The organism is Leptospira meyeri, assembly GCF_004368965.1.
Classification (GTDB): Bacteria; Spirochaetota; Leptospiria; order Leptospirales; family Leptospiraceae; genus Leptospira_A; species Leptospira_A meyeri.
In genome coordinates this window covers 2,451,275-2,466,191 of the sequence record NZ_SORO01000001.1, presented here as the reverse complement: position 1 = coordinate 2,466,191, position 14,917 = coordinate 2,451,275, and the positions used below count along the sequence as shown (strand labels likewise).

The window sequence follows — 14,917 nt, the reverse complement described above, 5'->3', positions numbered from 1 at the left end:
ATCTCATTTATAAAAGATTAGGGGAAGATACGTTTTAGAAGAATTTATACGTTGCCATAACCGAAAAAGTCACGCCCATTCTATAAGCATAGAATAGTTCATCTTCTCCTGTGACTTGATTTGTTTGATAAACTCTAAACCTCGTATCCATAATATTCTTTGCCGCTGCTTTAAAGTCTAACCTATCATCACTCTTAAAAGTATAAACAATATCGGTTATACCAACGCCTTTTTCGATTGCATCAGGTGTTCCGTTAGCTCCTACCGCATAAATACGATCACCGAAGAAGTTATAATATAATCCAATGATTTGATTTCTGTTTTTAGTAATGAAATAGTCAAACTTTAGATTATAAACGTATTCTGACTGACCTTGGAGTGGACGAGAAATATTCGTTGGATCGTAACTTGCACTTCTATTTAGAGAGTCAACGAGTCCAGACTTTATTAATACCAAATCTGCCCAAGGTATAACTTGAACTTGGGATTTGATAAAAAATAAATTTGTTTCAAATCTAATTTTATCAAAGAACTCTTTTCTAAAATCAAATTCAACACCTCTTATTTGTGCATCTTTTGCATTCGTATAAGTAAAGTTTGCTGAAATACTCCCTGCAACCGGCTGACCAATCATCTCAATTGGATTTGACATTTCTTTAAAGAAACCACCCACTCCAACAAAATCAGTATTATTGATATAATATTCATATCTCACATCATAATTATGAATATAAGTTCTTCTTAAATTTGGATTTCCGAATATCCTATCTGCCCCAAAATATGGAGTAAATCCGAATGGAGATAATTCTCTAAGATCAGGTCGAGTTACAGTTTGTGTATAACCCATTCTTAAATTCATATCTTTATGAAAATCCCAAACAAAGTTCATGGAAGGTAATGTATCCCTCTTTCTGAGTTCTCCAATACCATTGTTAGTTTGAGTACAAATATTTGATCTTACTAATGCAACTCGAACATCTTCATTATCGACAGTACAACCGTAGTCAAGGTTTGACAAAGAACTACTATCACGTGTTCTAAATGTCCTTACTTTCTGATAAGAATCTTCTATTCTTACACCACCAACAAATCGAAATTTATTGAATAGTGGCATATCAAATTGCGTAAATGAAGCTTGTAACTTTTGCATTGCATCAAAAGCATTTGGTTCAATTTGACGTTCTGAAAAAGTTTTATTGGCTAATGGATTGGCAGTTGAAGAAATATAGTCTGTCGGAATGAAAGTGATTTCACCTGGAACCGGCCAAAAATCATTCGGATACCGAATACCCACATTACTTTTACTTCCATACTCTTTAAAGGTAAAATCTTTGTGTCTTTCGAGAGCCATACCACCGAATTTAAAATCTGACTTCAGTCCATTCCACTGCTCAAAAGGAATCGTATACTTCAAGTTAGCTTGTCTCACGATATCGCGAGATTCAGAATAAAATCTAGTTCCATCTGGATTGTTTAGTAATCGAAAATACCCATCTGTTAGGTTAGAGCCTTGTGATCTTCTCCAAACTTGTTGGGTTAAATTCGGTTCCTCTCGATTTGCTTGAGCATAAGCTAAGTTCCATTCGAGTTTATGTGGTCTTGCCATCGATCCAAATTGTAAGGCATGATCACCACCAAGTACCGTGTTGAAAAGTGCTCTCGAAGTAAAGGTATTCGTATTGGAAATAAACTCAAAGTTGTCGATATTGTTAAGACCTTTTGCTTCACGTACGTTTGTATCGGAAACGACTGTATATAATGTCTTAAGGTAAATTTGTTGCCCTTTGGTAAATTCGTAAGCTAAATTTAGATTTGTTCCAAAGTTTGTTTCCTTGTTATAAATTTTTGTTTCTTGTTGCTGAATTGGATTGAGGAAGGTTGTTTCTCGAGTTCTGATTCCACCAGCAAAACTTGGAACATACCGTGTGGACTTTTCTTCTCTGTATCTATATTCTTCGCTCTTAGTAACACCAAAGAAAATTCCTAACCTTTGTCCAGATTCGGTTGTCTGAATTGTATTCCCAACTGAAAAATTGAAGTTTTTATCGTAAGGACCTTTTTTCTCTTCTGGAGTCCATTGCTGATTAAATGATGCAGCAGTGATATTTACTAAATTTTGAGGAAGTCCACCAAATCGGTTACCTGGTTCAAATACAAATTCGTTGGGGAGTTTTTCGACTAAGTCTGGACGTTTTGTAGAACTATTTGGCCGACCAAAAAAATCACCTGCATCAAAAGTTTTGAATTGATAACCTGTGGTATTCATATTCCTAGCTACACCAAGTCCTAACGACATTGTTAGTTTGTCTGGATACTCTTGTGTCTCTATTTTAACCAAACCACCTGAAAACTCTGCTGGATCTTCGGGAGCAAAAGTTTTCATGACGCGTATATTTTTGATCATATTTGCAGGAAATAAATCCAATGGTACGACACGTTTATCTGGCTCAGTTGAAGGAATTAATACTTCGTTTAAAAGTGTATTGGAATATCTTTCACCTAATCCTCGAACGAAAACGTATTTTCCTCCAATTAATGTAATTCCTGTTACACGTTTAACTACGTCACCAGCACTTGCATCTGGACTCTTTTTAATGGCTTCTTGCGAGATTCCGTCTGATACGGTACCTGTTTTTCTTTGTAGTGCTAACAAAGCAGACTCTGTGTTATTTTGAGCCCTATCCTTTACTTCAATCGTTTCAAGTACTTGTGCACCAAATGTAACGTTTACATTTTGAGATTTTCCAGATGCAATGGTAATGGTTCTTTTTTGAGGTCCGTATCCATACATTTGGTATTCGACATCATAAGTGCCAGGTGGCAAATCCAATGAGTATCTACCATCAAAATCGGTTTTTGCGAATTTCTTTTCAGACCTAACAACAATAGTGGCTCCAAAAACCGCCTCACCATTTTCGGAATCAATGATGGTTCCTTTCACAGATCCAACTGCTTGGGCTGTAATGGAGTTTGTAATAAACATTGCAACAATGATGATAAATTGCGCTAATTTCTTCATAAAAGTATCTCTGGTGCCAGCTTTCATATGAACTGGTAGCCGTAAATTACATCGAAATAGATCGCGTTACATTCAATTTAAATTTATGTTACAACTTTGTCATAATTAGGGAGCAACTACTGCGACTTTAAATTTTCCATTTTGCTCAATTAAAGACTTTATTTGATTAATTTCTATCTTAGAACCTTTTTTTATGACTTCAATTCTACCAATTTTGTGGATGAGAAAATTACCATATGGCTTAGAACTTTTCCATACTATATTGATGTTTTTTAGATTTGATGAATCTAGTTTATATTCCTTGATCCTCTGGATTCCGAGTGCTTCCAAACGATCAAAAGTTAATCTGTAATCTTCCAAAGGAGTTACATCTAAAGACGTATTCTCTCCATAGATATTTGGAAAAAATACAAATTCTTTTTCAAAATCATTTAATAAAGAATTATACTTATCTTTACTTTGTTTTGAATTCACCAATTCTTTTAAAAATTCAGACACCGATTCTTCTTTTGATTTAAACCCAGAAATAGAATGGTTTTGAAGTTTCCTTTTCGTTAATTCTTCGTGCGATTTTTTTAATTTTGCCTGAATTTCAGGCGATGATTCGATTTTGGTTGAAGATTTATCCTTACAACTAATGGTGATAAGAGATAGAATGACAATGAGTAAGTTAATATATTTCATAAAAAAAGCCCCAGTATTACTACTGGAGCCTACATTTAGTGACAGATTCAAGCAAAAATTATCTTGCTCGGTATACTGACCAACCATCCCACCATTTTCCTTGAGCAACTGGACCACCACCTAATGTTGCATAGGCTGCAGTCGATGTAAAATCAGGTTTTGTTCCACCAATTCCGCAATCAGCAATATTTCCAGCATCTACGATTGGAATTGAACTTAATTCTGCAGAAGTTGTTAATGATACGCATTGAGTACCTATAGTATCAGTTTTTCCAGTTTGTACTTTTATATTTGCACTCGAACCTGTTGGATTTGTATTTCCGGCAGTTCCTGCATTATTGATACAATTGATATTTTTTGCCAAATATCCGTAAACTAATCCATTTGAAAAAGTCCCTCTCATACCTTCTCTAAATCGCATCCCTTCTCCAGCTGTGATGGATTGACCTAAAGTTGTAAAATTAGAAACATTTGGGTTAGATAAGCCAGTTCCACCAGAGCCGTTTGTGTCACTTCCATCCATTTCAAATCCATGTGGGTCTGTGGAAACTGTTCCACCGCAAGAATTTGGGTATTTTACGCCAATGATGTAGGAAAGGTTTCCACTAAATCCTTCGTCCATATCAAAATCATCATCCATACCACCAGTAACAAGTAAGTATTGACCACCGACGTTTCCTCCCCACCACTCAAATCCATCATCAAGTCCTCTATGGATTTGGACATGGTCATATGAGCTTGTAGATGATTTTACCGCATAACTTGAAACACCGTTAAGTTCATTTCCAGGTGCAACCTCGTTTCCAACAAATTCAACCACCACATAGGATAGATTTATAATTCCATCTAAAGTTCCTGGATAATCTTTAGGAGTTGTTCCTTCTGATTGAGATGATCTAGTCGCTGTTCCATTTCCTACTACGACAATCCCACCCCAATCTCCAGGAGCTCTCAGACCGACAGAATTTGCAGAAGTAAAACAAATTGGTTGTGCAGCTGTTCCTTGCGCATTAAGTCTACCGTTTTCATAGATGAAAAGGGAAGATCCTCTTTCCGCAAAGATTACTGATTTTGGTAAAATTGTAATGGAACCACCGCCAGTCACGTTTACAGTTCCACGAAGGAGTGCAGAACCACTTACCGTTACAGCACCATTAATATTACCTTCTAAAACTTGAGTAGGAGTTGGCACTCCAACGCCATCACATAAATCAGAACCTGCAACACTAGCCGAATTAGCAATAGCAAGTAAACCTAATAAAGTAGATGAGTCATCACTTTTCTTTCCCGGACAGTTAACCATAGTGAATCCCAACATCGCGATGGAAAGAAGCACCAGGCTTTTTTTGAATGAATTTTTCATTTTAAATCCTCTTTCGAAAAAATCGAATTTGTTTGGCTAGCGGGTCTTCCCGAAAGGGATTCGCAAAAATTCTCCCTCTAGCTATAGAAAACTATGTTCTTTATATGTTACAAGGGAATGACAAGCCGGTGAAGGTTTTATGAAGGATTGGTTAAAGAGGCTAATTCTGAATTCGCTGCAGAATTTTTGTAAGATTACTTTTGATGCGACGAATTTGGTCAGCAGTTAGTTGGAGTTCACCTTTTTCTGTCTTTTCTATGACAAGTTCCGCTTTGGCCACAAAAGTGATGGCTTCTTCGTCTATAGCTTCTTTTGATTTTTGTTTATCTCGGTAGGCATCTAAAGCTTTTTGTACATCCAAAAGTTCTTTCGAAATCCCACCGATGGCGATATTTAGTTCAACTATGTTTTCATCCATGGAAGATTGATTTTAGATAAGATATATTATCTAAATTTGGTTTCTCTCTTTGTTATTGGTATAAAACATCGATAAATTTCTTTTTAGCTTCTAAATGTTCTTTGAAAGTTGCTGAAAAATAATGTGAACCATCTGGTTTTAATAAAAAGAACAATTTGTCGGACTTCATTGGTTTGAAAGACGCCTCTAACGCTGGTAATCCGGGATTCGAAATAGGGCCTGGAGGCCAACCACCATTAATGTATGTATTGTAGGGTGAAACAATCTTTAGATCAGATTCAAAAAGTCTTTTTTTAGGTTTATCAAACAAATATTGAATGGTAGCACAAGATTCTAAATTGATATTTTTTTCAATACGAGTGAGGAAAACACCTGCCATCATTGGTCGTTCTTCTTTTCTAACCGCTTCTCTTTCCACAATTGATGCTAACACAACTCGGAAATGAAGGTCCGCTGGTTTGATATCCTTTGCCTCTGGGATCGATTCTAGTTTTTTATAGAATCGTTTGATCATCATTTCCGTAATCCTTTCTAAAGGGTAATTCAAAGGAACAGAATATGTTTCAGGGAATAAATAACCTTCTAAAGTTTTTGCTGGGATATTATACTTTGTAAGAAGTGCCGGACTCTGAGCAACTTTTAGAAACTCTTCGCGAGAAATAGCAAGCTTTTTTGACACTAATAAGTCGCCTATCTGACGATTGTTATATCCTTCCGGAACAGTGAAGTTAACTAGTTTAACTTTTCCAGAAATAATAACATCCAAAATCTTACGGGAACTCATCCCATCATTAATATCATAAACACCTTGTTTGATTTTGTTTCCTGCTCTTGTGAATTTCATCAAATAATTAAAATACACAGAGGATTTGATCATTCCCGCAGCAGCTAACTCTCGAACTACGCTTGAGGATGGTTCTCCTGAATCAATGATGAGTTCATATTTATTTTGACCATCACCGACTGCCCCACCTTTGATTTCATCCACGACAAAAAAACCAATCAAAGCTAAAATTAACAGTAAGGAAACACCAAGCCCTGAAAGAATCAGGTATTTTTTAAATTTCGAATTCATTCCATCCCCACTCTCTTTGTTATATCGACAATTACCAAATCTTTTTTATGGCCTTACAACCGGTTCCATTTCCAATCGAACAAAAAATGTTTCAAATACACGTTGTCTCACCGATTCCGCCATTTCCAAAAGAGCGGTTGTAGTTCCCGCTATATTGATTAGACCTAAACAATGGTTCTCAGAGATACCCACACCTCCGGGATATTTTGACCCTTTTTGGATTCCAGAGTTTTCAATCAGCCAGGCGGCGGAGAGTTTTTTAAAGCCGGCTCTTTCTGGATAGATCGGAGGATTGCCAAACCCGCTTTTTCTGGCATTTTCTAAAAATGAAACAACTTCTTTTTCACTTAAAATTGGATTCATAAAAAAAGATCCCACGGAACGGGTGTTTGGATCATTTTCATCCAACACCATTGATTTTTTTCTTCTTAAGTCAATGACCAAATTTCTAACGGCCTCTAATTGAAAAATTCGTTGGTCCATACTTGTTTTTTTATCATTATTTGAAAAAGACTTTTCCAAATCAATTTTCTCCCATGCTTTTTGAACTTCCGGATAACGAAAACATGGTGGAGACAACTTAGATAATTGAAAGGTAACGGAAACGACAATATGTTCTTTATAAATTCCAGATTTAAACTCACTATTTCGATATCGAAACTTACAATCTTCATTTGAGATCGTAACTAGTTCTCCAAATTGGTTCATACATTCAACATTTACAATTGAATCTTTTACTTCTTGGCCATAGGCTCCAATATTTTGGATCGGAGAAGCACCTACCGATCCCGGGATACCCGAAAGGCACTCAATTCCAGCTAATCCCTGTTTCACTGTATACTCAACGAATTGATCCCATGGAACACCTGCTCCTACTTGATAGAAAGTATAATCATCGTTTGTATCTAAACAACGAATTCCGGGAATTTGCATTTGAAACACAACGCCTGGAAATCCAGAGTCCCGGAATATAGTATTGGAGCCGCCACCTAAAATATAAAAAGTTTGGTTTTGGGTTTTAGAAAACTCCAATGCTTTCAGTAGATCTTCTTTTGTTTTGATCGATATAAAATAATCTGCCTCGCCACCCAAACCCAACGTTGTGAACGGAGCTAAAGGAATATTGTTCTGAACCAACATAGTTCCAATAAAAAGTTTCCGCAAAAATCGTAAGTAATAAAATCAGTCTTATGAGTCGTTCCAATCCCAAAGTTTACGAATATTCTGGATGTAGTACCTGTCGAAATGCTCTGAAATATCTGAAATCAAAAAAAGTGGATTTCCAACAAATCCCAATTCGAGAAACAGCTCCGACTGTGGCTGAATTAAAAAAAGCAAAACAATACTTAGGTGATATCAAAAAACTCTTTAATACCTCTGGAAAAGATTACCGAGAAGGAAATTGGAAGGAGAAATTGGGAAACCTGTCTGAGGAACAAGTTTACAAAGAACTTTCGGCAAATGGAAATTTGGTGAAAAGGCCTTTTGTTGTGGGTGAAGGTTGGTTTTTGGTTGGTTTTAAGGAAGAGGAGTGGAAAGAGAAGTTGGGGTAAGTGTACAGATGGGATTTGGATATCCCCGCCCTGACTAGGGAGGGGAACTAGACCCGCCACCCAATGCCTTCCTTCTATCACATCTTATTGGATATCCCAAGCGCAATTCACACTTTCCGAAAAATACTCCGAGAAAGTTCATATTTGTTCACGAATCACATCCACTTCGACTTTTAATTTATGTTTTCCACCACCAAACAAAATTCCCTTTAGGGGAGAAACGTCCGCATAATCTCTTCCAATCGCTGTAATGATATATTCTTCGGTGATAATTTTTCCATTGGTTGGATCAAAATCCATCCATCCAAACGTCGGACAATACACAGAAACCCATGCATGTGTCGCATCACTTCCTTGTAATTTTTGGGTTCCAGGAGGAGGTAAAGTTTCTAAATAGCCACTCACATAACGAGTTGGAATCTTTAACGAACGTAAAGCGGCAATCATAAGATGCGAAAAATCCTGACACACACCTTTTCTTTCATTTAATATCTGATCAATTGGCGTATTGATACTTGTCGCTTTTGGATCATATTGAAACGTTTGATAGATATAAGTAGTCATCTCCAATGCGGCGGCGTAAACCGGTTTCCCTTCCGTAAAAAACATTCGAGCAAATTCCGAATAATTTTGTTTTGCTGCTATAAATGAAGAAGGTTGAATGTACTCAATGGATAAAATATCAGCATCTAATGTTGATTCATGAATAAGCGAATAAATACTTTCCCAAGGAGTCGATTTGTATAAATCAATTCCAAGTGATTGGTGAGTTCGAACCGTTGACTCTACTACTACCTCTAAAAAACGATGAGGATCTTCTACAGAAAAAAGAAACACCTGGTTTCCATAATAATCTCTACGGAATGATGAAACCACTGGTTTGGGATTCACAGTCACATGAGTTCTAAAACAATCTTGGTGCGGCGAAGTCAAAGGATACATATGTGCCATGTTATGGCAATAAGCAACTGTATCGTCATAACTGTATTTAGTTTTATGAATTACTTTAAAATCAGCCATTACCATCACCGATCCTTGTTTGTTCTTCGGTATAGTTAAAGTATCTTGATGCCAATGCATCAGATAAATTTTTCAAATGGTTGTGTAATTCTTCTAACCAAATCGAAACAGATTCCAATGGGTTTTCCGACTCAAAGAATATGGATATATCTTTCATTTTAAAGTGGGTATAAAGTTGTAAAGCGGCTCGGTCTTCTGAATACACAACCTTTTCATTTTTTCCTGGCAAAAACTTAATGTCTGAATTGATTTGTTCTAGTTGGTAAGCGAATGATCTAGGATTTGTGGTATCAAATAATAAAATATCCAACACGGATTCTTGGTCAATTTTCCCACTATACCGTCTATTATACGTTAAACGAATATCATTAATACGTAAAAAAGTTTCAAAGGAAGCTTTATCTCTAAAACTATCCCAACGAATCATACCTTGTAACATCAATACCATATTGATTGATCTTTCAATTCGACGACCGAGGTTGAGAAAATACCATCCTGCTTCCCGACTCATGTTTTCAAAAGATAAACCTGTTAGAGATGATAAGTTCAGTACAATCTTTTGTAAAAAATCAATAATTTGATCATACGAATCGATTTCATGTTGAGACTGGTCTTCTAAATGAAGCAGAATTTTTTTCATATCATCGGAAAGGCGATCTCGAACCGATTTCGAAGCAATCACCAAACTTCGTAAATGAAATGCTAAACTTCCAACAACTCCGCGATCCGATGTCAATCGTTGTAATTCAGAAAATGGATTTAAAAATAACTCGCTTGCATCATCGCCAAGAAAACCTGGATAACTATTTGTCACATGTGTTACTAGTTTTAATGAATTTTCTAATGATTCTCTTTCGTAACCATCTTCTACTTGTAAAATTTTATAAACAGCTTCCCGTATAACTCTTGTTTGATTTTCGGATCGTTCCAAATATCTTGCTAACCAAAATAAATTATCAGCCACACGACTAGGGACTCCAGAACTTTTTCTGGAAATCATCACTTGGTCCGATTTTGCCACAAGTAAGGATTCTTCTTTTTGTGTTTCGGTTGCAAGAACCCAAAGGTCTTTACTCCAAGCTCCTCTTTGGCTCGTAATGAAAAAATCATCTAAAGAAGGAGAGACTCTCACCAAACCACCAGCCATTGTTTGATAACCGGAGCCGGAAGAAGATACAAAAGTTCTCATGATCGCTCTACCTGGTCGAAAACCATTTTCACCTAATACTGGTACGGTGGCAGATGCGATCATTTCTTGCGCAATGAAACGATTGGGAGAAGATTTTAATTTTTGTAAAAACGAATCCTTTCTATCTCCACTCAACTCGATAAAGGTTACAGGTTTTTCTTCATCAGTGCGTGATACGGTTTTAAAAACAAATTTTTCAGGATTTTGTAATACCAATTGAAAATGTTCTTTTGTTCCCATCCAATAGGTTGGTGCCATATGAAGGATTAAATCCTCTCCTAAATAAAAACGGCATAAATCAGAATAAAACGGTAATAGAGCTCGGTTTTCTAAAAATCCGGTTCCAATGGGATTGGCAATTTTTACATGACCCGAACGAACCGATTCTAAAAGTCCAGGAACCCCTAAAAGAGAATCCCCTCTTAGTTCCAATGGATCCATAAAATCATCATCGACCCTTCTTAGAATCAAATCGATTTGCTGTAAACCTTCCACGGTTTTCATATAAACTTTATTTTTTCTAACAGTTAAATCTTCACCTTGGACAAGCGTATAACCCAAATAACCAGCAAGGTAAGCATGCTCAAAATACGTTTCATTGGATGGGCCCGGTGTTAATAAAACAATCACTGGTTCACGCCCAGTAATACCTGCAAGTTGAGTTAATGATTTACGAAGGGAACGAAAATAAACTGCTACTCGGTGAACCATCGCATCGCGGTACATACTTGGAAAAATTCGAGAAAGTACAATTCGATTTTCTAATGAATAACCAGAACCGGAAGGTGCTTGGACTCGATCATTTAAAACATAGAAGTTACCATCAGCAGCCCGAATCAAATCACAAACGAAAAATAATAGAGCTGGATTTTTAGTAAGGAAGTGATTGGAATCATACATTCCATCACAAGCGCGCAAAAAAGAAGATTCGTTAAATAGAATTTCCGGAGGAATTTTTTTTTCGTATAACAGACGTCTTTTGGAGTAAACATCTCTGACAAGGGCATCGAGTAAATCGGCTCGCTGGTTTAGTCCTCTTTCTAAAACACGCCACTCTTCACTTTCCATAACCAAAGGAAACAAATCAAGATCCCAAGGTCTTTCCTTAGCTTCCGGTGAGTCCGATTGGTATAAATTGTAAGTAACACCATTTTCTCTAAGAATTCGGTCCGTATCACGTCTACGATTGATAAGTTCTGCAGGCCCTAATTCTTGAAAAGATTTGACTAAGAACTTATATTTGTTTCGTATTTGACCTTCAGCATCATAGAGCTCGTCATAAACTCCAGGAATCGTTTTATAATTTCCGATTAAATGATAAGGATCTTGTGTCATCATCTACTTGAATGTTACCATCCTAAGATCCAATGTTGATGGGAAGGCTTTATTTTCCAATCGAATTGGTGGAAGGCTTTTTCCAATCTTATGTCCATGAGTCCAAAAACGAGAAATCCTTCTGGATTCTGCTTCATACCCATTGATAGGAATGGTTTGATATGACAACCCTCCAGGATGGGATACGTGATACGTACATCCTCCAAGTGCTCTATGATTCCAAGTATCATAAACATCAAACACTAAAGATTGTTGTGCAGGGATTTGTGGATGTAAAGTAAAAACAGGAGACCAAGCCTTAAACCTGACACCTGCAACAAATTCATTTTGAATAGATGTAGGTTGTAGTGGAACTTCGTACCCATTACAACTCAAACGATATCTTTCAGGATGAAAGCCTTTAACTTTGACTTGAACTCGTTCTGTAGCAGAGTCCACCCCTCTCGAAGTACCTTGTGCCGTATTTTCTTCACCAAGTACATTCCAAGGTTCCAAAGCCATCCGTAATTCGATTTCCATTCCATCCAAATAACAAATTCCATACTGAGGAAATCGAAATTCAAAAAACGGATCAAAGTCTTTTGATAAAAATCCAAATCCACTATTCTGCAAATCTTGGATCACTTCTTTAAAGTCACGGTATACAAAGTAAGGCAACATAAAACGATCATGTAACTCTGTATTCCAATTGATTGGACTTCCATAGTATGGATCTTCCCAAAACCGACAAATGATTGCCATCATAAATGCTTGTTGGATGACACTCATCTGGTAATGAGGTGGCATTTCAAATGCACGCATTTCAATTAGCCCCAAACGTCCTGTAGGCGAACCTGGATCAAAAAGTTTATCAATGGAAATTTCTGTTCGGTGAGTATTTCCCGTAATATCAATTAAGATATTTCTTAACACTCGATCCAACATCCATGGCGGTGTGTGCCGACTAGAATCAATTTGTTGGAATGCAATTTTTAATTCGTGTAATGAATCATTTCTAGCCTCATCTATCCTTGGCGACTGAGAAGTCGGACCAATAAACATTCCAGAGAACAAATAGGAAAGTCCTGGATGGTTTTGCCAATACGCCACCAAACTTCGTAAAAGCGAAGGTTTTCTTAAAAATGGACTATCACTTACAGTGGCTCCACCAAGAGTGATATGATTTCCACCACCAGTTCCCGAGTGACGACCATCAATCAAAAATTTTTCTGCAGTCAATCTTAGTTGTGTGGCTTCTTCATATAGAACTTGCGTTTTTTCAACAATTTCTCCGAAAGAAGAAGATGGATGAAAATTGACCTCAATCACTCCCGGATCCGGTGTGATTTTAAAACGATTCAATCTTGGATCATTTGGTGCTTCATACCCTTCTAATACAATCGGGATATCTGTTTCTAAAGCTGTTTGTTCGATTGCATAAATGAGCCGGAGCCAACCTTCCAATGATTGGATTGGTGGTAAAAAAACTCGAATGTTTCCATTTCTAGGTTCCACACAAAGAGCTGTCCTTGTATGAATTCCACCAATAGAATAACTAATATTTGTTGATGAAAAAGGAGACTGACCTAGTTCCTTTGCTTTCGGTAAGGAAGGTTTGGGAGTCGAGGGATCTTCTGGATAAGGATAATATGGTTTTCCACCAAGTGAGTGTAAGGGAAGCCTAAGCCCAATGGGCGAATCACCAGGAATTAAAAACATTTTTCCTCGGCGAAAACTCCATTCATCGGATATCCATGATGACTTAAAAACATCATAATCCAGTGGGATTGTATAACCGACTTCTCGATGGATTCCAGAATCAATCACTCTTAAAATACGTTCCCGTTCCATTTTATCGTAAGTATTTAATCCATCTAACATCAATTCGGTTTCTTTTGGTAGATTTGCTTCTTGCCAAAGATAATACAAATTATCTTCATAAGCAGTATGAATTGATTTAGAAGGTATGTTTAAACGGTTCCCAAGAACACTAATGAATCTTCTTGCATCTTCTGTTGTGGCTGAACCTGTATAACGATCATCTGCAAGTAAATAAGGATGGTTCCAAATGGGTTCACCGTCTTTACGCCAATATGAAATCATCGCCCAACGAGGGATAGGTTCACCTGGATACCATTTCCCTTGTCCATATTGCAAAAGTCCACCTGGAGCAAAATGTTTTCCGAGTCTTTTGATGAGTTGTTCTGATTTAGAGTATTTTTCAAAACCTAAAGCATCAAAATTCCATTCTGGTGCTTCCCGATTCTCTGTAGAAACAAAAGTTGGTTCTCCACCAATCGTAAGTCTTATATCATTTTTTCGTATTCGTTTATCAATGGAATCACCCAAACGAATGATTCGTTCCCAATCTTCGCCTTTGTAAGGTAAGGTGACTCTCGGAGTTTCTAAAACACGTTCCACTCCCATATGAAAGGAAAACTCTGCTTTTGCTTTTTCTGCAAAACCATAGATCGGACCAGCTGATTCCGGTTCCGGTGTTGCCGCTAACGGAATATGCCCTTCTCCTGTAAAAAGACCAGAGGTAGGATCAAGTCCCACCCAACCAGCGCCAGGGATATAAACTTCCGCCCAAGCATGTAAGTCAGTGAAATCAGATTCCGCACCGGATGGTCCATCGAGTGACTTTACATCGGCTTTTAATTGGATCAAATAACCAGATACAAATCTAGCAGCAAGACCCATATTTCTCAAAATCTGTACGAGTAAATAAGCAGAATCGCGACAGGATCCCATTCTTGAAGAAAGAGTGAATTCTGGAGTTTGGATACCTGGTTCCATCCGGATCACATAACCAATGTCAGAGTATATTTTTGCATTCAAAGCAACTAAAAATTCAACCGTTCTTCTCGGAGTTTTATCGATTGTTTTTAGGTAAGGAGTCAGTAACTTTCCAGGTTTTTTAACTTTTAAATAAGGAGTTAATTCCTTTTTTAATACCTTATCATATGTAAAAGGAAAGTTCTCTGCATACTCCTCTACAAAAAAATCAAAAGGATTGATTACCTTTAAATCCGTAACTAAATCAACAGCTACTTGTAAGATATTGGTTTTTTCTGGAAATACCAATCGAGCCAAATAATTTCCAAATGGATCTTGTTGCCAGTTGAGAAATTTTTGTTCCGGTAGAATATTTAGAGAATAAGAAACAATATGATTTTTGGTATGTGGAGCTGGCCTAAGCCGGATCACATGCGGTGATAATTTTATCGACTTATCATATTGGTAGGTTGTAATATGGGACAGTGCAACTCGTATACTCAT

Annotated in this window: 10 protein-coding genes; 1 reads left to right on the top strand and 9 read right to left on the bottom strand. The window is 37.0% G+C overall.

Annotated elements, in window-relative coordinates; translation table 11 throughout:
* Positions 1 to 34: 34 nt before the first annotated feature.
* From CLV96_RS11580 to CLV96_RS11555, 6 genes are all read right to left on the bottom strand, one after another.
* On the bottom strand, positions 35 to 3,019 hold the full coding sequence (locus CLV96_RS11580) for a TonB-dependent receptor (protein ID WP_004785178.1): 2,985 nt from the start codon (positions 3,017 to 3,019) through the stop codon (positions 35 to 37).
* A 105-nt stretch (positions 3,020 to 3,124) separates the two neighbouring features.
* The gene (locus CLV96_RS11575; RefSeq protein ID WP_004784478.1) at positions 3,125 to 3,703 is read right to left on the bottom strand and encodes a hypothetical protein; all 579 of its coding nucleotides are present in this window, start codon (positions 3,701 to 3,703) and stop codon (positions 3,125 to 3,127) included.
* A gap of 58 nt (positions 3,704 to 3,761) precedes the next feature.
* Entirely contained in the window at positions 3,762 to 5,066 is a 1,305-nt protein-coding gene (locus tag CLV96_RS11570; RefSeq protein ID WP_004787226.1) for a hypothetical protein, read from the bottom strand.
* Positions 5,067 to 5,226: 160 nt separating this feature from the next.
* A complete protein-coding gene (locus CLV96_RS11565) occupies positions 5,227 to 5,484 on the bottom strand; it encodes a hypothetical protein (RefSeq protein WP_004786714.1) in 258 nt (85 codons plus the stop codon).
* 52 nt (positions 5,485 to 5,536) lie between these two features.
* A complete protein-coding gene (mltG, locus tag CLV96_RS11560) occupies positions 5,537 to 6,559 on the bottom strand; it encodes an endolytic transglycosylase MltG (RefSeq protein ID WP_004785428.1) in 1,023 nt (340 codons plus the stop codon).
* 45 nt (positions 6,560 to 6,604) lie between these two features.
* Complete coding sequence (locus CLV96_RS11555) at positions 6,605 to 7,699, bottom strand: UDP-N-acetylmuramate dehydrogenase (protein WP_004786510.1); 1,095 nt, start codon at positions 7,697 to 7,699, stop codon at positions 6,605 to 6,607.
* A gap of 50 nt (positions 7,700 to 7,749) precedes the next feature.
* Here CLV96_RS11555 and CLV96_RS11550 point away from each other — a divergent pair, with 50 nt between their 5' ends.
* A complete protein-coding gene (locus CLV96_RS11550) occupies positions 7,750 to 8,112 on the top strand; it encodes a Spx/MgsR family RNA polymerase-binding regulatory protein (protein ID WP_004786730.1) in 363 nt (120 codons plus the stop codon).
* A 138-nt stretch (positions 8,113 to 8,250) separates the two neighbouring features.
* On the opposite strand, the gene CLV96_RS11545 is transcribed toward CLV96_RS11550, so the two are convergent.
* Genes CLV96_RS11545 through CLV96_RS11535 form a run of 3 tightly spaced genes read right to left on the bottom strand, consistent with a single transcriptional unit; the run spans position 8,251 to position 14,917 of the window.
* The gene (locus tag CLV96_RS11545; RefSeq protein ID WP_020776546.1) at positions 8,251 to 9,132 is read right to left on the bottom strand and encodes a transglutaminase family protein; all 882 of its coding nucleotides are present in this window, start codon (positions 9,130 to 9,132) and stop codon (positions 8,251 to 8,253) included.
* On the bottom strand, positions 9,125 to 11,659 hold the full coding sequence (locus CLV96_RS11540) for a circularly permuted type 2 ATP-grasp protein (RefSeq protein WP_004787567.1): 2,535 nt from the start codon (positions 11,657 to 11,659) through the stop codon (positions 9,125 to 9,127). Before CLV96_RS11540 ends, CLV96_RS11545 begins: the two co-directional genes overlap by 8 nt.
* Positions 11,660 to 14,917, bottom strand: a complete 3,258-nt coding sequence (locus CLV96_RS11535; RefSeq protein WP_040917187.1) for a transglutaminase family protein — start codon at positions 14,915 to 14,917, stop codon at positions 11,660 to 11,662.